General features: G+C 61.4%; 18 protein-coding genes. 13 read left to right on the forward strand and 5 right to left on the reverse strand.

Annotation, left to right across the window (positions count from 1 at the left end; all coding sequences use genetic code 11):
• Positions 1-7 precede the first annotated feature (7 nt).
• The 4 genes from PQQ96_RS11340 to PQQ96_RS11355 all read right to left on the reverse strand — a co-directional run bounded on the left by PQQ96_RS11340 (position 8) and on the right by PQQ96_RS11355 (position 4,636).
• Entirely contained in the window at positions 8-874 is an 867-nt protein-coding gene (locus tag PQQ96_RS11340) for a DUF2092 domain-containing protein (RefSeq protein ID WP_408291634.1), read from the reverse strand.
• 47 nt (positions 875-921) lie between these two features.
• Positions 922-1,242 carry a hypothetical protein gene (locus PQQ96_RS11345; protein WP_408291635.1) on the reverse strand — a complete coding sequence of 107 codons (321 nt, stop codon included), beginning with the start codon at positions 1,240-1,242 and terminating at the stop codon, positions 922-924.
• 90 nt (positions 1,243-1,332) lie between these two features.
• Positions 1,333-1,899 carry a lipid-binding SYLF domain-containing protein gene (locus PQQ96_RS11350; protein ID WP_408291637.1) on the reverse strand — a complete coding sequence of 189 codons (567 nt, stop codon included), beginning with the start codon at positions 1,897-1,899 and terminating at the stop codon, positions 1,333-1,335.
• Positions 1,900-2,110: 211 nt separating this feature from the next.
• Complete coding sequence (locus PQQ96_RS11355) at positions 2,111-4,636, reverse strand: hypothetical protein (RefSeq protein WP_408291638.1); 2,526 nt, start codon at positions 4,634-4,636, stop codon at positions 2,111-2,113.
• 240 nt (positions 4,637-4,876) lie between these two features.
• On the opposite strand from PQQ96_RS11355, the gene PQQ96_RS11360 reads away from it, so the two are divergent.
• On the forward strand, positions 4,877-5,638 hold the full coding sequence (locus PQQ96_RS11360; protein ID WP_459252138.1) for a bestrophin-like domain: 762 nt from the start codon (positions 4,877-4,879) through the stop codon (positions 5,636-5,638).
• 56 nt (positions 5,639-5,694) lie between these two features.
• Here PQQ96_RS11360 and PQQ96_RS11365 read toward each other — a convergent pair whose 3' ends face one another.
• Positions 5,695-6,666, reverse strand: a complete 972-nt coding sequence (locus tag PQQ96_RS11365; RefSeq protein WP_408291642.1) for a transporter — start codon at positions 6,664-6,666, stop codon at positions 5,695-5,697.
• A gap of 214 nt (positions 6,667-6,880) precedes the next feature.
• On the opposite strand from PQQ96_RS11365, the gene PQQ96_RS11370 reads away from it, so the two are divergent.
• From PQQ96_RS11370 to PQQ96_RS11425, 12 genes are all read left to right on the forward strand, one after another.
• The gene (locus PQQ96_RS11370; protein ID WP_408291644.1) at positions 6,881-7,165 is read left to right on the forward strand and encodes a hypothetical protein; all 285 of its coding nucleotides are present in this window, start codon (positions 6,881-6,883) and stop codon (positions 7,163-7,165) included.
• A gap of 242 nt (positions 7,166-7,407) precedes the next feature.
• A complete protein-coding gene (locus PQQ96_RS11375) occupies positions 7,408-7,611 on the forward strand; it encodes a hypothetical protein (protein WP_408291645.1) in 204 nt (67 codons plus the stop codon).
• A 238-nt stretch (positions 7,612-7,849) separates the two neighbouring features.
• The gene (locus PQQ96_RS11380; protein ID WP_408291647.1) at positions 7,850-9,055 is read left to right on the forward strand and encodes a PAS domain-containing sensor histidine kinase; all 1,206 of its coding nucleotides are present in this window, start codon (positions 7,850-7,852) and stop codon (positions 9,053-9,055) included.
• Between the two features lie 5 nt (positions 9,056-9,060).
• Positions 9,061-9,696, forward strand: coding sequence for a response regulator transcription factor (locus tag PQQ96_RS11385; RefSeq protein WP_408291649.1), 636 nt, complete (start codon positions 9,061-9,063; stop codon positions 9,694-9,696).
• Positions 9,697-9,916: 220 nt separating this feature from the next.
• Entirely contained in the window at positions 9,917-10,303 is a 387-nt protein-coding gene (locus PQQ96_RS11390; RefSeq protein WP_408291651.1) for a response regulator transcription factor, read from the forward strand.
• Positions 10,304-10,495: 192 nt separating this feature from the next.
• Positions 10,496-10,969 (forward strand): glycine zipper domain-containing protein, encoded by a 474-nt coding sequence (locus PQQ96_RS11395; protein WP_408291652.1) that lies wholly within the window; start codon positions 10,496-10,498, stop codon positions 10,967-10,969.
• Between the two features lie 27 nt (positions 10,970-10,996).
• On the forward strand, positions 10,997-12,205 hold the full coding sequence (locus PQQ96_RS11400) for an efflux RND transporter periplasmic adaptor subunit (RefSeq protein ID WP_408291653.1): 1,209 nt from the start codon (positions 10,997-10,999) through the stop codon (positions 12,203-12,205).
• Positions 12,206-12,217: 12 nt separating this feature from the next.
• A complete protein-coding gene (locus tag PQQ96_RS11405; protein WP_408291655.1) occupies positions 12,218-15,457 on the forward strand; it encodes an efflux RND transporter permease subunit in 3,240 nt (1,079 codons plus the stop codon).
• A gap of 1 nt (position 15,458) precedes the next feature.
• Positions 15,459-17,093, forward strand: a complete 1,635-nt coding sequence (locus PQQ96_RS11410; protein ID WP_408291657.1) for an efflux transporter outer membrane subunit — start codon at positions 15,459-15,461, stop codon at positions 17,091-17,093.
• Entirely contained in the window at positions 17,090-18,388 is a 1,299-nt protein-coding gene (locus PQQ96_RS11415; protein ID WP_408291659.1) for a paraquat-inducible protein A, read from the forward strand. The genes PQQ96_RS11410 and PQQ96_RS11415 overlap by 4 nt, the downstream gene beginning before the upstream one ends.
• Positions 18,381-19,997, forward strand: coding sequence for a PqiB family protein (locus PQQ96_RS11420; RefSeq protein WP_408291660.1), 1,617 nt, complete (start codon positions 18,381-18,383; stop codon positions 19,995-19,997). Before PQQ96_RS11415 ends, PQQ96_RS11420 begins: the two co-directional genes overlap by 8 nt.
• Positions 19,994-20,581: a PqiC family protein gene (locus PQQ96_RS11425; RefSeq protein ID WP_408291662.1), complete on the forward strand. Its 588-nt coding sequence runs from the start codon at positions 19,994-19,996 to the stop codon at positions 20,579-20,581. Before PQQ96_RS11420 ends, PQQ96_RS11425 begins: the two co-directional genes overlap by 4 nt.
• The last annotated feature ends 129 nt before the right edge of the window (positions 20,582-20,710 follow it).

Genomic DNA, 20,710 nt, shown 5'->3' on the forward strand with positions numbered 1-20,710 from the left:
CGTCTCCTCACTGGGCTTTTTGACGCAGGACCTTAGGCGGCGGCTTCATACCCGGTGCATCCGTGGCATCCGGACGCGCAAAAGCGATCCGCGCCGCGCCACTCGCATCCGCGGCGAGGAAAGCGTCAGCCGGCACAGCGATATCCAACTGCCAGTCCGACAATTCCAGTACGTGACGCAGGCGAGCGCGATCGTTGAGGTAGATGGCGTAAATGCGGCGCGGCAGCTTGTCTTTTTCGCCGATCCATATCTGGATGAACACACCGTTGGTGACGTATGCCACCATGTCCGTGGTTGTGCCGCCAACCACGTTCGATTGCCCGATATAGAACGCGGTCGTCAAACCGTCGGCGATGTCTTTGTACGGATCCGCGACGATCACATCGCTGAACGGAAAATAGATCGCACCGGAAACGAACGCGGCCTGCAGCGCGGCGTCGATGGTGGGCGGGGCATCGGCGATGGCGACGAGTTTCTCCACGGGCGCGAAGGCCGTCATGGTTTTGCCGTCGTAGTAGAAGTCGGAAGGCGGCCCGTCGCCGAGCGTGACGACCTTGAGCTTGTCGGGCCGTTGCATCGTCACCTCCGACCGGGTGGAGTAGACGAGCGGGAGACCGAGGCGGCTGGGGCTTTCATACGAGACGACCGCGGTGAAGGACATCGAGTGGGCGGCAGCGAGGCGGGCACACGCCTGCTTGAGAATATCGACGGCACGCGGCTCGAGACCGGCTTTGAATGCGGGCACAACGTTCTGCGCGACCGGCTTCGCTGCTGCTTTTGATGTGTTGTGCGTCTGTTGGGCATAGCTGCCCACAGTCAGCGCCAGGCAGAGCGCGACGACCGCAAGGCGCCTGAGCAGTTTCGCGTGGGTCATCTGTGCCTCGTCGAGTCAGACGATTGACGGCGTGCGGCCGGCGGCAATCACGGGATCATGCCGCATTCGAACAGCTTGTTGGCAATCGGCGCGGCGACCTTGTCGATGAACGCGGCGCGCATCTGCGGATCGTTACGCAGCAACTGCACGGCTTGCTGTTCCCGCTCGGACTTGGGTTGGCTATTTTTCTGCGCGCGTTCCTGCCATAACTGCTCGCAAGTCGATCCCTGGTACTTCTGAACGACTTTGCCTGCGACCATGTCGATAGCCGGATATTGCGCAATGGCCACGGTACCGAACAAAGCCACCGAAACAATTGCCAACCATCTGAGACGCCTGGCCATGATGATGCCCTCGCTTCGTTGCATTGCGGTTGCGGCCTTTCAAAGCGGACCGCGATACGAAACAAGGCTCCTCACGCGCAACGTTCAACTTGCGCGAGGGAGCCGGCTACCGGATCACGGCGTGTATTTGGTGATCTTTTGCCCTTGTACGCCGAGACCTGCCATCAATCCTTGCTGGCCGAAGATGAACGCATAGACGTCGTCTTTCAGGGTGGTGGTGGTCATTGATTTACCCATTCCCTGGTCCACGACCACCACGCTCGGACCGACGCCGACCGACCATCCGTCGCTCGAGTTGAGGTAATTGACGGCTTCATCGGTCATCAGGAACATGGCTTCAGAAAAGGTCTGTCCGCCGGCCTGCAACCCCCAGGAGACGGCTCGCGCGCTGTAGTAGCCCAATACTGTTCCATCCGGGCCGAACATCACACCCTTGCCGCCCTGCGCGCCGGCAATGAATCCCACTTTGAGAATATCGGGGAACACGAGCACGGCTTTTGCCCTTTGCTGAAGTTGTGGCGTCCGTGGCGCGGTATTAACCAGTTGTTGCAGCGCCGCGCGAGCTTTCGCTTCGAGCTCCGGGTCGGTCCCAGGCGTCGCGCCAGCCTGTTGTTGAGTCGAACAGGAAACCGCGAGCAGCATGAGTGGGACAGCAAGGATAAGCCGAAGGTACTTGAACATGTTCGTGCTCCATTCAGGGAAATGACGTCACGTTGTGAACGCGGTTGGCGCGTCGGATTGTTCGCGGCTTGGAACGACGGTGAGGGTGCGGCCCATGCCGGTTGCAGGACGCTTCGACTGGAATAAATAGTGGTGTTGCGCTCACATAAAGACAATTGGACCTTGGTCCAATAGCGTTTCATGGCTTCCCCCGTACTAGCTCGCGCCGTCGCTAGCGGCGAAAACTTCCGCCTCCACCGCCACCCCGCGCGCCCATGCTGCTGCCTGCGGCGCGACCGGCGCCCGCGGGTTGGGCGTAGCGTTGGCTCTGTGCGGCGCCTCGCTGCCGATTCTGCATCTCCTGATTAAGATCGGCGGAGTAGGGCTGCGCGCTGGCCCGGTTGATTCCGCCGGCGCCCCTTTGAGCTTGGGCAGTGGGCGTCACTGGAGGACGTGCTTGCGGGTTGGCCTGGGTGGTTTGCTGCGGTGCCCGCACGGTATTGGGCTGTGCTGCGGCGGGGCGTGGCGGCTGATTGTTCGGGATATTCTTCGCCGAGGTTGCGGCGTTGGTAGATTGAGTGTTCGTGGCGCGTTTCGGCTGGGTGTTCTGCTGAACGGCGGCCGCGTTCGCCGTGCCGGTCGTTTGCCGCGTTTGTGTGCTTGCCGGTCTTTGCGCAGCGGACTGCGACACCGATTGAGACGCCGGCTTGTTCACCGTGGACCAGGAGCCGTTGTCGTACTTCTGCCAACTGCCACCGGTGTTCTTGTAGACGTTCCCGTCTCGCCCTGCATACAGATCGCCGTTGGCGGTCTTGCCCGCAACCGCGCGGCCGTTGGCCGTGCTGCCGGCGACGGCGTTGCCGCCTGCTGAATTCTGATAGCGCGCAACCGTGCCATTCGCTGTGGTGGTGTGTTGCGTCGCGGCCCACTGATTGCCCTTCGTCACGACCGAGCTCCCCCACTGGCCATACGCGTTCGATCCCTGATGGCTCGCGGCGTAGGCGCCGGTATAGGGGTTATAGGTTTGCGCGACGCTCGCGCTGCCGTAACGTCCTGAGGCCGTCGCGCCGCGTGCATAGGTGCCTGTATAAGGGTTGTACGAAGCGCCCCAGCTTGCACTGCCAGCCGGGCCATAAACGCCTCCACGTACGCTGCTTGCACCCGTATATGGGTTATAAACCGGATAGCCATAGGGCGCGGGGCGCGGATAGTAAACCGGATACGGCCCGTAGCCGATGCGTACGTACGGCGGATAGTAGTAACCGTTGCCTTGCGCGACGATCGCACCGATCGCGGCGCCCGCGATGAACACGCCGAGATATCCGGCGGTGTAGCTTGCTTGAACCGTTCCGCCCGGCACCACCTGCTGGGTTACGTAAGTCACGTTATAGACAGGCGAAGCCGGTGGGATCGTATAAATCACTTGTGGGACGGACGTGCTGGTCGTCCACGGTCCGCTTGGCGACGGCGAGTCGAACCATACGCCGCGCGAGCAAAGGTAATAGTGATTCTGGACTTTGATTATCTTGTCCGGGGTGTTGGTTGCATAGGCGAGCGGCGTGCCTTCGATCGGTGCGAATTGCGGCTCGCCGCTGTAGGCCACTTTGATCTCCGCCGCGGCTGCGACGGGGTTCACCTCGACGGTCGTCGGAATCTGCGCGAGCAGCACCGCGTCGTTCGCCTCGGGCGTGCCAGGTACCGACGCGAGCACGCGTGAGGCGGGGCTATCGCGGGGAATTCGAGCGAAATCGGCGGGCAGTTGGTCGGTCGCGTAAGCCCAAGGACCGCTGGGCGCGGTCGATGAAAACCAGCGGCCGGCCGTCAGGTAGTAATAAGTTTTCGTCGGCGTATAGACGAATACGTCGCTGTCCGTGTTCTTCGCGAACACCAGCGCGGTTCCAGGAATCGTGCTGTAGACCGGTTGGCCGTCGAAGCTGATCAACTCAGCAGGCGTGCTGCTATAGAACACTGCGGGGGCCTTGCCGGTGTGCTTTGCCGGTGCCGGGATAAAAGGTTTCAGGTCCGCCCAGGTGGGGTCGGCGGACACTTTCGTCATCTTCGCGGGGAGCGTTCTGATTTCTGCCCAGCCCGTTTTCATATCCGTCGACGTCATCCACGAACCGCCCGTGAACAGATAGTACTGATGGGTGGCGTTGTCCACGAAGAGCGGCCAGCTCGCGTTGACGACAAAGGCGATGTCCGAGTCTTTGATCGGCGCCAGCACAGGATCGCCATCGACGAACAGCAGCAGCCCCGGGCCAAAGCTGACAAAGATGGCGGGCGGATCGCTTTTGATCGGGACAGCCGGCGCAGCCTGTTTTTTATCGATGCTGGCCACCAATCGATCCATCGACAACGTTAGCGTCGCCTGAGGATTGAGAAATTTTCGCACCACCTGATCGAGTTTCTGGGTCGCCGCCCGGTCGGCACCGGGAAACGATGTCCCGGTAATTTTCGGATCGCTCAAGCGTGCGTTGCGACTGTCGATATCCACATCGGTGTGCGCTTGCATCGTCACGACACCCAGCTGCGGCTTGCCGCCGCGCAGGGTCACGCTCACCGCCATGCGGCCGGTCAACTCCCTGAAATCCTTCCAGTCGTCGATCTGGGGCTGGTAATAGGTGAGCGTTGCATCGTCGCGGACAATCTCACGCGGCCAGCCGGGATCGAGGTTGGAGGCGCGATTCGTCTGCACCGCGGCTAACAGGAGTGACAGCGCCAATGTCAACGTTCGCAGGCGTGGTCTGAAGATCGGCATGCTGTGCTCCTCGCCGGACAAAGGCGCTTGCGCCGTGCGACCGCTGCCAGTGATGGAGAACGAAATCGCAGTCACGGGTCCAGCTTTCGCGAGCTGGGTCGTTGTCGCCCACCGCAGGCAGCTAAAACCATAAGTGCCCAGCGTTGCGTGTGCAATTGGACCTTGGTCCAATTGCACACTGCAGCGCGGCGCGCAAGATGTCGAATCGCTAAGTGTGTGACCAGGACGGAGGACAGCCGGGTGAATCACCTCGTCGACGCGGCAATCGTATTCGTATGCGTTTTCGGCAGCGCACTGCTCGGTTCGTATCTGCGCCGCGTGCTGCCGCAGCACCACCTCAGCGAGGAATCCATCGGTGTCGTCAAACTGGCGACCGGTCTCGTCGCAACCATGGCCGCATTGGTGCTGGGCCTGCTGATATCATCGGCAAAAGGCTCTTTCGACACGATGAATACGGAGCTTTTGCATAGCGCCGCCGCTATCGTTCGCCTTGATCGCGTACTGGCTCATTATGGTCCGGAGACGCAGGATATTCGCAGTGCGCTTAAACGCACGACCGAAGCTTCTATTGCGGCGATGGTTTCCGGCGATCCTGCTCAACTGGCCAAGCTGAGCAGCCCCGAGACGGTCGCCCGCGGAGAAGCATTCCAGCGTCAAGTGGAGGAACTCTCGCCGCACAGCGACATGCAGCGTCAATTGCAGGCTCGGGCGCTGCAAATCGTCGACGATGTACTCGCCACGCGGTGGCTGGCGCTTCTTCAGCAAACCGGCTCGGTTCCGGTGCCGTTGCTGATTGTCCTGGTGTTCTGGCTGGCGATCCTCTTCGGCACGTTCGGGCTCGTCGCGCCCCGAAACGGCACGACGATGACGGCGCTTGTGATGTGTGCGCTGTCGACTTCCGGCGCGATCTTCCTGATCATGGAAATGAATACACCGCTCGACGGAATAATCAAACTATCGTTCGCACCGATGCGCGCGGCGCTCGCTATTCTCGGGCACTAGGCGCCGCGCCGTGCTTTGAGCGAACCCGTTACATAGGCCAGCGCGCCTGAGCGGGTTCAATGATTAAACCAACGGTACTGAAGCGTGATCGAGACGGTCTGGAAATTGCCACCCACACGCGTGACGAGACCTCGCGACCACGCGAGCTTGGCGGACCATTTCGCGGCGAGAGGAACGGACAGCGTGACACCGTATCGCGCGCTGATCTGGTAGTCCTGATCCTCGACTCCGTCGACATGAGTGCGTCCGCCCGTAAAGTACGTCACATCAGCGGCGAGCCATAGTCCGGGGCGCCAGGTGTAGCCTCCGTGCCATTGGAAAGTTGGCATCGGATCCTGGCTGCGCCGGTGGCCGCCGAAGAAATCGTCGTTGTCGGTGAAGAGCCACACACCTGCCGCTGCGTCCATGAACCAGTTGCCGAAGGGTTGGGACAGCCCGACCTCGGGTTTGAACGACCAGCGGTTGGCGCCGATGTTGATGAGACGGGCGGGCACGTACTGGCCTGTCGGCGCCACCGCGCTCAGGCTGACGCCGAGGACCGTGCTGGGTGTGCGTCGCGCGAATTCTTCCGGGGAGAGCGCCGGGTCGCCGAGCAGGTTCGCCGCGATCCTGAAGTGCACATCGCCGAGACCGGAGCGGTATTGCTGCTGATAAATGCCCTTCACGTCGCCATTCACATTCGCGTTTGCATAGGGCTCTGATACCGCGACACTCACCGTATGTCCCGCGACGCCGAAACTGTGCGAATACCCGAGGGTAAACGTGTTGATATGCGCCTGCACGTTAGTGATCGGTAACGACGGATCGAATGACACATCGCCGCTCGATCGCGCGTAGTCGAACACCACGAAATTGGTCCCCACCGGCACGGCAGAATAGGCGCGTGGCTCCATCTCCTGCGCGTGAACCGGGGGGGCGGATATCGAATACACGAGAGCGGCGCCGAACCACGCGAGCCGAAAGCGCCGCGGCTGCGGGAGTGTTCGGCTCGAATAAGTCGATGCATGCAGCATTGCGATCAAGTCCACTTCACTTGTTGCGTGATGTGCCGGGCGAACCGTCGCGAGCCCGGCGCGCAAGCATTGAGCCAGCGCTCCCGCTGCGGAACGATCTCCATGAGGCGGCTGAAATGGCGCGGCTTGCAATAGGACTAAAGTCCAATAGGCACGCGAAAGGATGGGGTTAATCTGGAAGACGTGGCGGGCGCAGCCGTGCCTGTGCCTGCTGCTTCAGGAGACGATCATGAAAGTGTTGCTCGTGTTGATAGCCTGTGCGCTGTCTTCCAACGTATTCGCGGAGTGCGCCACTAACGCGCGAGGGATGACCGAATGCAACAACGGGCAGGCGGCCGGTGGGTACAACCCGAACACCGGAAACGCATGGAAGTCGCAACGGAATCAGAATGGTGTCGCGACCACAACGACGAGCAAAGGCGGAGAAGCCAAAACCAAAAACGGTAAGGGTGTATATAAGAGCCCAAGCGGAGAGACCTGCTACCGCACAGCCAATAGTCAAGGTTGTCGCTGACAGTAGGTGAACCCGTGGCGCCAATCGATGAAGTACGTGGACAGCCAGATCCGGCTCTCATTCGCCGGCGAACTGTAATATATGCAAAAGAAATGCCTTAATTAACGTTTACATGTTCTGTTGTCCGTACTACGATTATTTTTACCGGTTGAGACGCTTTCTCCAGATGTAACTCTTGCCGGTACGCTCGTTCGGCCTGCATCGACATTAAGAGCGTGTCTTCGTTAGCTTCCAATGAGACGATGAGCCTGCTGTTCAAGAGACATAGTCTCTCGCCGGTGTTCAGCAAGACTTTTGGCAGCCAATCTCGCGGTGCCGATCCTGAGAGGCAGTTCGGTCATGAGCGTCGTCATGCCTGCTATCGTCATTTTGCAAACAGCAATCATTCTGGGATTGCTGGTGCTGGGATTGCGGCATCGCGCATCTGCGCCGCTCGGCAGTGTTAATCCGCCAATTAGTAAAGCGAATTATCGCGAACGCAGGATGTTCGGTCGACGCGCGGCGCATTCGTTTCCTCTCAAATTGGCGGATAAAGCGGATTTATCCGAATCCTTAAATCAATCTCGGCAGTCGGAACGTCTGCGTCCTGGGCATCTTCCCACCCCCCTTGAGTTTTCCGGCGAGCCAGACAGCGGTTTGCCTGCGTCGCGCGCGAGACGGCGTTTTACGGATCGACTCCGCACGATGGCTTCCGCGAGACCTGCACGCAGGAAAACGTGTGATGGCGGCGAACGAGCGGCCTTCGAGCATGATTCACACACGGATGCCGACGAACAGGTAAGCGGCGAGCACTATTTTCGTGAAGCACTGGCATTATTGCCAGTGGCGACGTTGATGCTCGACGAGCGCGGTCTGATGGCCGTGGTCAATCCGCAAGCGAACCGGCTTTTCGGTTACGAGTGCGACGAGTTAGTCGGCAAGCCGGTGGAATTGCTGGTTCATGCGCTGCGTTTCGACAGCCACGGACCGCGTTGGGGCGATCCCTTAGTCATACCGCAAGTGCGCGAACTCGCGCCGCTGGGTGATCTGTGCGCGCGCCGCAAGGACGGCACGGAGTTTCATGCAGAGGTCGAACTCAGTGCGTTTTGCTTCGATGGTGGAAACGTCACGCTTGCATTCGTGATCGACAAGACGGAACGGTATGAGTTATGCCGTCAACGCCAGGATCTTGCGCATCTCACCCGCGTATCGACGATGGGGCAGCTGGCTTCGTCGCTCGCGCATGAGTTGAATCAGCCACTTACCGCGATACTCAGCAACGTGCAGGCTGCACAGCGTTTCATGACCGCCGATCCGATCGATCTGGCCGAACTGCGCGATATTCTGAACGATATTGTCCAGGACGATTACCGGGCTAGCGAGGTCATCCGTCGAATTCGCGCAGTCGTCAAGAAGGGCGATCTCGAGGTGATGCCTCTCGACCTCGCCGGCGTGATGCGCGATGTGGTGGCGCTCGTGCATAGCGATGCGATCGTACGTGGCACGCGCGTGACACTCGATATCGACACGAATTTGCCACCCGTGCGCGGCGACCGGGTTCAACTGCAGCAGGTCATGTTGAATCTGTTGCTGAATGCGTTCGACGCGATGAACGAAGTTCCACCCGTCGACCGTATGGTGTGCGTCACGCTGAAATCGGCCGACAACGGCATGGTGCTGATCGCTGTTCGCGATCGGGGTCATGGATTGACCGCCGATAAACTGGACAAGATTTTTAAGCCGTTTTTCACATCAAAACCCCAAGGGCTCGGTTTGGGATTGTCGATCAGCCGTTCCATCATCGACATGCACCGCGGGCGCCTATGGGCCGAAAACAACAACGATCGAGGCGCGACATTCTACGTGGCATTGCCGGCCGGCGATGCCACGCCGGAGGATAAGTCGCGATAAAGGCCATGACTGAATCCGATTCGCTTGTCTTCGTCGTCGACGACGACGATTCCGTGCGCCGCGCGTTGTCGCGTCTGATCCGCTCCGCGGGCTACCTTGTCGAAGCATTCGGCGATGCCCGCGCATTTCTTGAACGGCTGCGCGAGGTCGATTCTCCGGCCTGCCTGGTTCTCGACGTGCAGTTGCCGGACCTTGACGGGTTGGCATTGCAACGCGAACTCAAAGCGGTGCTGCCGATCATCTTCGTCACCGGTCACGGCGATATCGCGATGACGGTGGGCGCGATGAAAGCGGGCGCCACTGATTTCCTGGCAAAGCCTGTGAACGATACCGATCTGCTCCGCGCCATCGAAGCCGCCTTCGAACGCGTGGAGCAGACTCGCGTCGTGCGCTGTGAGCTGGACGCGATTCGTGGCCGACTCGACAGGCTCACGCCGCGCGAAAGGGAAGTCATGGCGCTCGTGGTCACGGGGCGCCTGAACAAGCAGGTGGCAGGCGAGCTTGGCACGGTCGAAAAGACGATCAAGGCGCATCGCGCGCGCGTCATGGCGAAGATGGAAGTGACTTCACTCGCCCAGCTCGTGCGTGTCGCGGATAAGGTCGGCCTCGGCGGTGCGGGTGAAGCCCACGTTTCGCGCTGAAGTCGTCGCGGCCGGTCAGCGATAGCGTGGCCCGGTTCCGGTGCGTGCGTCGCCGAAGGGCTGCAGGTGGGTCCATATACGGATTGCCAGAGGTCCGCGCCCGGTCCGTACTCGATCGATGCGGGACCAAGGTCCAATATCCGCGAACCTTTCCGCCTCGTAGGCTTTCGTCTGGGGGACTGTGCTGACTCGCGCATTCCCGGACACCGGACTACTCTCCATGGGAACACTCAAACCATTCGTTGTCGTCGTCGATGACGATGAATCGGTGAGCAGGGCAATCAGGCGATTGCTGCGCTCCATCGGGATCGCCTCCGAAGCGTTTGCCAGCGGCGACTCGTTCCTCGACGTTCTCGCATCGATGCCGTCGTATCAACCCGACTGCGTCATTCTCGACGTGCAGATGCCCGGGCTCAATGGACTCGAAGTCCAGCGGCGCCTGTCCGGTACAGGCATGCCCGTGATCTTCATTACCGCACACGACGAGATTGGCGTGCGCGAGCACGCGCTTGCGGCCGGTGCGGTTGCCTGGCTGCGCAAACCGTTCAATGACGAACTGTTCGTGAAGACGGTGCGCGCCGCGCTCGACGGCGTTCCGCCTGTCTGATGAGCCGTTGCATGATCCCGTACCGCGAATTCACGCGTTATGGGACCAAAGGCCAATTGCCATCGCTCGACGCGAAATCCAATAATTGACTCGACTGATCAGGGTTGAAGAGGGTGCCCGGGTTCGACATCAGGCGCACGCATAGGCGTGTGCCGACGGTTCGCCCCCAGAGAAATCGAACGGAATCTGACCATGCTACCGATCGTGCGAGGGCTGACGGGGGTGCTTGTGCTGACGCTGGCGTGTTGGGCGGCTGCGCAGCAGCCCATCATTTATCCGGCGAAAGGCCAAAGCGCCAGCCGGCAGCAAACCGATACCGCGGAGTGCCAACTATGGGCGAAGCAGACGACCGGCGTCGATCCGGTCGCGATTGCCCAGCAATCCGGTCAACCAGGCGCCGCGCCAAAGCAGGGTGGAGCGGTCAAGGGCGCAGCCGGCGGCGCCGCCGTGGGCGCCGCAGTGGGTGCCATCGCGGGCAACGCTGGGAAGGGCGCTGCGATAGGCGCGGTCACCGGAACAGCGGCAGGCGGCGTACGCCAGCGCCGCGCCAACCAGGCCGAGGCCAACCAGCAGCAGGCGGGTCAGCAACAGACGTCGCAGCAGATGGCGACCTTCAACCGGGCAGTGGCGGCTTGCATGACCGGTCGCGGCTACACGGTTCAGTAGACATCGATCGGGACGGCGGAGACAGCCATGAGCAGAAACCACCTAAGTCTCACGATTGCCGGGCTTGTCGCGCTTGCGCTATGCGCCGGGTGCCACAAACCTGCTGCATTGCCGGTCGCCGGAGAGACCGAGGTCACCGTGATGAAGGTGGTGCAGAGCGACACGCCCGTCGATTTCGAATTCACCGCGCAAACGCAGAGTTCTCGCGAAGTCGAGATTCGCGCGCGGGTGGATGGCTTTCTCGACAAACGGCTCTATACCGAAGGGCAAATGGTTCACGCCGGACAAACCCTCTTCCAGATGGACCCGAAGCCTTTCGATGCCGCGCTGCAAACGGCGAAAGGCCAGCTCGCGCAGCAGCAGGCGCGCTTAACGGTCACGAAGGCGAATCTCGCCCGCGTGATTCCGCTCGCCAAACAGAATGCTTTGAGTCAGAAGGATCTGGACGACGCAACCGGTAACGAAAAGCAGGCCGAAGCCGCGGTGCTCGCAGCACTGGGCCAGGTGCAAACCGCGCAGTTGAACCTCAGCTATACGACGATCAAGTCGCCGCTCACCGGTTTATCCAGCTTCGCGAGGCAACAGGACGGCAGTTTTGTCACCGCCTCGGCCTCGGGCTTGCTGACGTATGTCTATCAACTCGATCCGATGTGGGTCAACTTCAGCATTTCGGAAAACGAGCTGCTGAAGTACCGCGAAGAGGTCACGGCCGGCCGGTTGCGGTTTCCAGCCAATGACGACTTCGAAGTGACGCTGATCATGGCGGACGGCACGGAGTTTCCGAACCACGGTCATATCAGTTTCACGAATCCCGCCTTCAGCACCGAGACCGGCACGTTCCTCGTGCGGGCATCGTTCGCGAATGCGAAGGGCCAGTTGCGTCCCGGACAGTTCGTGCGGGCACGCGTGTCCGGCGCAACGCGCCCGAACGCGATCCTCGTGCCGCAACGCGCTGTGTTACAGGGGGCGAAAAGTCACTTCGTATGGGTCGTCGACAATGACTCCAAGGCGCATCAGCGTGTCGTGGAAGTGGGCGAGTGGCATGGCGACGACTGGTTTATCACCCAGGGGCTGCAACCGGGCGAGCGCGTGGTGGTGGACGGCGCGATTCGCGTGGCCGCCGACGTACCGCTGAAAATCGTCGCGGCCCCGGCTGCGCACGCGGCGGCCAACGTGCCAGGAGGCGGGGAGAGCAGTTCGACGGCACACCCGTCCGACACGACCACCGCGCAGTAAGGGGATGGCGACATGAATATCTCCCGTTACTGCATCGACCGGCCGATATTCGCCTCGGTGATTTCGATTGTCATCACGCTCGGCGGTGCGGTGGCGATGTTCAACTTGCCAATCGCCCAGTATCCGGACGTCACCCCGCCACAGATCACGATTTCCGCCAATTATCCTGGCGCGAGTGCCGACGTGGTGGCCAACAACGTCGCCGCACCGATCGAGCAACAGGTGAACGGCGCGGACAACATGATCTACATGAACTCGTCGAGTTCATCGACGGGCAATCTGACCATCAACGCATACTTCCAGATCGGCACCAATCCGGAGCTGGCCCAGGTCGACGTACAGAATCGTGTGAACCTCGCGTTGCCGCAACTGCCCTCTTCGGTGCAGTCGCAGGGCATTCAGGTGCAGAAGAAGTCCTCGGCGTTCATGATGGTGATCGCTATCTACTCGCCGAGCGAGCGCTACGACGCGACGTATATCGCCAACTACGCGAATATTTACGTGCTCGATGCGCTCAAGCGCATTCCAGGTGCGAATCAGTCTGCGATCTTCGGTACGCCCGATTACGCGATGCGAATCTGGCTCAAACCCGACCGCATGGCACAACTCGGTATTACGGCGGGGGATGTGCAGCGGGCGGTCGCCAACCAGAACCAGCAGTTCGCGGTAGGCCGCCTCGGCCAATCGCCGACCGGCGCGCCGGTTGAGCAGTCGTTCGCCGTGACCACCACCGGCCGCCTGAGCCAACCCGAGGAGTTCGAAAACATCATCATCCGGGCCGCCAACGGCGATGCCGCCATCGTGCGCCTCAAGGACATCGGCCGCGCCGCGCTGGGCCAGAAGGACTATTCGATCCGTAGCCGCTTTCAGGGCAAGCCGGCCACCGTCATCGCCGTGTATCAACAGCCTGGCGCCAACGCGCTAGACGTCTCTAAGCAGGTCCACGCGGCACTCCAGGAAATGAAAAAGACCTTTCCTGAGGGCCTCGAATACGATATCGCGTTGGATACGACCGACTTCACGCGGGCGTCGATTTCCGATGTCGTTCACACGTTTTTCGAAGCGCTTGTGCTCGTGGTGATCGTGGTGTTCGTCTTCCTGCAAAGCCTGCGCGCGACACTGATTCCGGTTCTGGCCGTGCCGGTGTCGATCATGGGCACCTTCATGGGAATGCTCGCGCTCGGCTTCTCGATCAATATGCTAACGCTATTCGGCATGGTGCTGGCGATTGGCATCGTGGTGGACGATGCGATTGTGGTGATCGAGAACGTCGAGCGGAATATGACCGTCCACAAGCTGAGTCCGAAGGATGCCGCGAGACGCGCAATGGACGAAGTGGCCGGCCCGGTGGTCGCGATCGTGCTCGTGCTGTGTGCGGTGTTTGTGCCGGTGGCTTTTCTCGGCGGCATTACGGGGCAGTTGTACAAGCAATTCGCCATCACCATTGCGATTTCGGTCATTTTCTCCGGGGTGGTTGCACTGACGCTGTCACCGGCACTGGCTGCCTTGCTGTTGAAGCCTGGTCATCACGAGAAGAAAGGCTTCTTCAAATGGTTCGACAGGAACTTCGAGAAGATGACGAACCGCTACACGTCCCTTGTCAAACTGGTGATCAAACGCTTCATGGTCGCGCTATTGCTATTTGTTGGCATGGTCGCGTTGGCGGTGGTGATGATGCGCACCATTCCGACTTCGTTCCTGCCACCTGAAGACCAGGGCTATCTGCTCGGCGCGATCATCATGCCGGACGCGGCGAGCCTTGATCGAACCGGCGACGTGTCGCGGCGCGTGACTGATTACTTCATGAAACAGCCTGCGGTAGGCAGCGTAACGATCGTTGATGGTTACAGCCTGCTCGACAGCCAGAACAAGAACAACGCGAGCACGTTCTTCATCGGCTTCAAGGGTTTTGATGAACGTTACAAGTTCGCTAATATCAAGACCCAGAATGCAAAGGCGGTGCTGATCGACGCCTACAAGGCGCTCTCCCAGGTCAAGGAAGGGATCATCCTGCCGGTCAATCCGCCGTCGATCCCGGGTCTTGGCACGACGGGCGGCACCGAGATGTGGATTCAGAGCAAGGGCGACGCAACCATCTCGCAGCTTGCCGGCGTGGTGGACGATTTCCTCGCCAAGGCAAAAAGCCGGCCGGAACTGGCGCGTGTCACGTCCACGTTCAACGCGTCGTCGCAACAGTTGCTGGTCGACGTGGATCGCGACAAGTCGGAAACGCTCGGTGTGCCGATCGAAGAGGTCTATAGCGCGATGCAGACAATGTTTGGCTCGCTCTACGTCTCGCAGTTCAACCGGTCGAGCCGGCTGTGGCAGGTCATCTTGCAGGCCGAGCCGCAGTACCGTCTGACGCCGCTGGATCTGAACCAGCTTTACGTGCGCAGCAAGACCAACAACATGGTGCCGCTGAAGGCGGTGGTGACCTCGAAGTATGTCACCGGACCTGACCTGATTACGCGCTTCAACAATTTCCCGGCTGTCAAGATCACGGCGAATGGCGCGCCTGGCTACAGCTCCGGGCAAGTCATCAACGCGCTGGAGGAAGTGGCCGATGAGGTGATGCCGTCGGGCTACGGCGTCGGCTGGAGCGGCGAGGCTTACGAGGCGCGGCAATCCGGCGGCACTTCGGGGCTTGTGTTCGTGTTTGGTCTCGTGATGGTGTTCCTGATTCTCGCCGCGCAATACGAGAAGTGGAGCCTGCCGTTTGGCGTGCTGCTGGCGGTGCCGTTTGCGTTGTTCGGCGCGTTGCTCGCGATTCTTCTGCGCGGCCTCGAAAACGACGTGTATTTCCAGATCGGCTTGACCATGCTGGTCGCGCTTGCTGCCAAGAACGCAATTCTGATCTTCGAGTTCGCGGTGCTCAATCGTGAAGCGGGCGAGTCGGTGTACGACTCGGCGGTCACGGCGGCAACCGAACGCTTGCGGCCGATCGTGATGACATCGCTCGCATTCATTCTCGGGTGCGTGCCGCTGGCCATTGCGCTTGGCGCGTCGGCCAACAGCCGGCATTCGATCGGCACCGGTGTGATCGGCGGCATGCTCGGCGCGACGGTGATCGCGGTGTTCTTCATTCCGATGTTCTTCTACGTGCTCGAAACCATGTCGGAGAAGAGCGGCGGCAAGAAGACGCCGGGAGCAAGCGGCGGTCCGGCGGTGGGCGATGAAACGGGTCCGATTGCGCCCGGGGGTTCCGGTGGCGGTACTGCGAGCACGCCGTCCGCGCAACGTGAGGGTGACTGACATGCGAGGCTTTGCGTTTGTGCTGCGTGTGGTCCCCGTCTTGCTGCTGGCGACGGGACTGGGCGGTTGTCTGTTCGGTCCTGACTACGTGCGCCCGAACGTGGCGACGCCCGCGAACTATCGTTTCGAAGCCGGTGAAACCGCGGCGGTCGCCAATACGCCGTGGTGGGAACAGTTTCAGGACCCGGTTCTGAACGATCTCATTCTGGCCGCGCTCACGGACAACAAGGATGTGAAGATCGCCGCCGCTCGCGTCGATCAGTTTCTTGGCCAATTCGTGACGACGCGCTCGGCGCTGTTCCCGCAGATTAGCGCCGGTTTCGACGCATCGCGTCAGCGTGTTTCGCAGTCCGGGCCGACGCCGCTGCCAACGGGCTTCGGTCCGGTCTACAACTCATTCTCAGCACCCTTGTCGGTGGCGTGGGAACTGGACCTCTTTGGGCGGGTACGTCGTGAGACCGAATCGGCGCGTGCAAGCCTGCTCGCGAGCGAGGAGGGACGGCGCGCGACGATTCTGTCGCTGGTCGCTTCAGTGGCCACTGCGTACATCAATCTGCGCGACCTTGATCAACAACTGGCGATCGCCAAGGCGACCACCGACAGCCGCGCCGGATCGGTCAGCGTATTCCAGGCGCGGTTTTCCGGTGGCGATGTCTCGCAGATGGAACTCGCGCAGAGCCAGTCCGAATACGAAGCTTCGCTCGCGACGATTCCGCAACTCGAGACGCAGATCGCGCAGCAGGAAGATGCTTTGTCAGTGCTGCTCGGCCGCAACCCTGGCCCGATTCTGCGGGGCCGTGAACTGACCGAACTGGTGCTGCCCGCCGTGCCGGCAGGTCTGCCGTCCGATCTGCTCGAGCGCCGTCCCGATCTGCTGCAGGCCGAGCAAAACCTGGTTGCGGCCAATGCGCTGATCGGCGCGGCGCGCGCGCTGTATTTTCCGCAGATCTCGCTGACAGGTCTGTTGGGCTCGACGAGCGGGCAGTTCTCGAAGCTGTTCACCGGGCCTGCGCGCATCTGGTCCTACGCAGGCTCGTTGACAGTGCCGATCTTTACGGCGGGCAGCATCAGCGGTCAAGTCAGCCAGGCAGAGGCGCAGCAGCAACAGGCGCTGTTCCAGTATGAGGAGGCTATCCAGACCGCATTCCAGGAAGTCGACGATGCGCTGATCGCGCTCCAGAAGTCGCGCGAGCAACTGATCGTGCAGGCACGCCAGGTGGATGCGCTGCGCACGTATGCGCGGCTCGCGCGGTTGCGCTTCGAGGGCGGCTATACGAGCTATATCGAGGTGCTCGACGCCGAGCGCAGCCTGTTCAACGCGCAACTCAGCTATACGCAGACCAATGGCCTGGTGTTCGCCTCGCTGATTGGTCTATACAAAGCGATGGGCGGCGGGTGGGTTGTGCAGGCCGAGGCCATGACCGGGCGGGTGATGGGGCAGAAGGCGGTGGCACAGGCGGCCGGTCAGGCCGGCGATCAGTCAGGGACTCAGTTAGCGAATCCGGCCGCGGACTCATCAGCGAGCCCATCAGTGAGTCCACCTGCGAATCCACCTGCGAATCCACCTGAGAGTCCCGCCGCGAGCCCATCGGCGACTCCGACAACCACCTCACCCAGCGCGAAGCAGCCTAAATGACCACCGCCCCGGCAAATGAGGCAAACGAGGTCGGCCCTATTCCTCTCGTTGCCTGCCACGAATGCGATCTGCTGCAGCGCGAATCCGCGGTGCCGCCCGACGGCACACTGCGCTGCTGCCGCTGCCACGCGGAACTCTATCGCGCGCATCCCAACAGTACCGACCGGGCGCTGGCTTTCACGCTGACCTGCGTTGTGCTGTTCTTTATCAGCAATCTGTATCCGATTGTCGGACTCGCGGTGAACGGCGATCTTGTCGAGACGACGTTGCTCGGGGCGGTTCGCGTGCTCTACAAAGACGGCATGTGGCCAATCGCAGGCCTCGTGCTTGCCACCACCTTCCTGATGCCGTTGTTGCAGATGACGGCGATGGCTTATCTGCTGGTGCCGTTGCAGCTCAACCGCCGCCCGTATCACGCCGATCTTGTGTTTCGCCTGATGCATCTCGCGCAGCCATGGGGCATGACCGAGGTCCTGATTCTCGGCATGCTGGTGGCGCTGGTCAAGCTCGCGCACATTGCGAGCGTCGTGCCGGGTGTCGCATTGTGGTCGTTCGGCGCGCTGATGCTGCTGCTGGCGGCGGCCGCATCAGCGTTCGATCCGCGCGCGCTCTGGCAGCGCGTGGGGGGCTTCGACGATGTGGCCTCGAAGGCGGAAGCGGCAGCCGCCGCATCCGCCCATACCGCGCTGCGTTGCGGCATGTTGAGTTGCCATAGCTGCGGCCTGCTGGTGAAGTCGACGGCTCATATCCACGGCGCTGCATGTCCGCGCTGCGGCTCCCATCTGCATGCACGCAAACCCGAAAGTATCGCGCGCACCTGGGCCTTCCTGATTGCGGCCATCGTGATGTATATCCCGGCGAATGCGCTGCCCGTGATGAACACCAGTTCGCTGTTCGGCTCGGAGAAGGACACCATCATGAGCGGCGTGGTTTATCTCTGGACTTCAGGCTCATGGCCGCTCGCCGTGGTGGTCTTCATCGCCAGCGTCGCGGTGCCGATGCTGAAGATCCTGGCGCTGATGTACCTCGTAATTTCCACGCAGCGGCGCTCCGTCATGCTCGTGCAGGAGCGAACGCGCATCTATCGACTGGTGGAACTGGTGGGCCGCTGGTCGATGCTCGATATCTACGTCATCACCATTCTTGTCGCGCTCGTGCAGTTCAACGCGCTCGCCACGATACAGGCGGGACCCGCCGCGGTCGCGTTCGGCTCGGTAGTCGTGCTGACGATGTTCGCCGCGATGTCGTTCGACCCGCGCCTGATCTGGGATGCTACGGAGGATCATCATGTCTAGACCCCCCGGGCCGCCTGAGCTTCCCGAAGCGGTGGCGACGCGGCGCTCCCGCTGGCGCATGCAGGTGGTGTGGCTGGTGCCGCTGGTGGCGGTGCTGATCGGCGGCTGGCTCGCGGTCAAGGCAATCCTCGAACAGGGGCCGACCATCACCATCAGCTTCCAGACCGGCGAGGGGCTCGAAGCCGGCAAGACCAAACTCAAGTTCAAGAACGTGGACATCGGCGTGGTCAAAAGCGTCACGTTGTCAGGCGATCATCGCAATGTGATCGCTACGGCCGAACTCTCGAAAGACGCGACCGGTCTGCTGGTCGACGACACACGCTTCTGGGTCGTGCGGCCGCGGATTTCGGGCGGCACGGTGTCGGGCATCGGAACCTTGATCTCCGGGTCATTCATCGGCGTGGATGTGGGGAACTCATCCACGCCCAAGCGCGACTATGTCGGGCTCGAGTCACCGCCGGTGTTCGCGAGCGGTGTGCCGGGCCGTGAGTTCATCCTGAAGGGCGACGACATGGGGTCGCTCGATGTCGGTTCGCCGATCTATTTCAGACGCTTGCAGGTCGGCCAGGTGACTTCGTACAAGCTAGATGACAACGGGAAAGGCGTGACGATGCATGTCTTCGTTAACGCGCCGTACGACAAATTCGTGCAAAACGATACGCGCTTCTGGCAGGCGAGTGGTATCGACGTTTCGCTCGACGCGACCGGTGTGAAGGTCAATACGCAATCGCTAGTAGCCATTCTGATCGGCGGCCTCGCTTTCCAGGCACCAGATAGCGCGGTCGATCGGCCGGAGGCGGATGCCAGCGCCACGTTTACACTGTTCTCCGACAAGACCGAGGCGATGAAACGCCACGACACTATCGTCGATCACTACGTGCTCAATTTCAAGGAGTCGGTACGCGGTCTGTCGGTCGGTGCACAGGTCGATTTCCTCGGCATCGTGGTGGGCGAGGTAGAGGCGATTCACACGCGGTTTGATCCCGTCAACAAGCAGTTCAGTATTCCGGTGGATATCAAGCTGTTTCCCGAGCGCTTCACGTCGCGCTTTGCGTCGGGAGCGCCCGGCGGCAGGCTGGCCACCGACGCCGATCGGCAGCAACTTGCACAAGCGCTCGTCGATCATGGCTTGCGAGCTCAACTGCGCACTGGCAATCTGCTGACCGGGCAGCTCTATGTCGCGCTCGGTTTTTTCCCGAACGCAGCCAAAGCGAAGGTGGACTGGAGTTCGTCTCCGCCCGCCATGCCAACCGTGCCAGGCGGACTGCAATCGCTGCAGGATTCGGTGACGACGCTCATCGCGAAGCTGAACAAGATCCCGTTCGAAGCGATCGGCAACGACGCGCATCAGACCCTGCACGACGCCGATGCCTTGCTCAAGCGACTCGATACTGAAGTCGCGCCGCAAGCGACGCAGACGCTGGCCGCGGCGAAGTCCGCGCTCGACTCGGCGAATAACGCGTTGCAGCCCGACTCCGCGCTGTCGCAGAACACCGGTGATGCGATGAAGGAACTGGCGCGCACGGCAGCGGCCTTCCGCACGCTGGCGGACTATCTGGAGCGCCATCCAGAGGCACTGATCCGCGGCAAGCTGGAGGATAAGAAATGATGCGCTCATCCTTAACCGTAGCCGTGGCGTTGGCGCTTGCCGCGTTGGGCGGTTGCGCCTCGTCGCCCAGGTCGGACTTCTACACGCTGAGTGCAGCGGCGCCGCAGACGGGCAACCCGCCCGCCGTGCCGATCGCGGTGCTGATCGGCGTGGTGACGGTGCCCGACCTCGTCGACCGGCCGCAGATCGTGGTTCGCAGCGGCGACAACACGGTGGATATCGACGAATTCGCCCGCTGGGCCGATCCGTTGAAAAGCCAGATTCCGCGAGTGGTACGCGCCGATCTGGGTCAGTTACTGAACAGCTCGATGGTGTCTACCTATCCGATGGGGGGTGATTCGGCGTCGGCTTACCGGGTCCAGCTCGATATCCAGCGCTTCGATGCGGCGCTTGGCGATGCCGTGACGGTCGACGTGCTGTGGTCAGTGGCGCCACCCGGGAAAAAGCCGCCGCTAAGCGGTCGGAGCACGGTCCATGAGCCTTGCACCGGCGCCGGCTTCGATGGCGTGGTGGCGGCATACAGCAGGGCGCTCGGAACGGTGAGTCGCGATATTGCCGTCGCGATCCGCCCGGCATCGCCTTGAAGGGTGGTCAGGCATGACGTCGCGCGTAGGCCGGCATTGGTGTATTGGATCCTGGCCGGCGCGTCGCGACACGGGAGAGGTATCGTGAAACGAGTGGGGAATCTGTGTTGCGGCGGGGCGCTCCTCAGC

Origin of the sequence: Paraburkholderia sediminicola, assembly GCF_046027825.1 — a bacterium.
Lineage (GTDB): Bacteria > Pseudomonadota > Gammaproteobacteria > Burkholderiales > Burkholderiaceae > Paraburkholderia > Paraburkholderia sediminicola_D.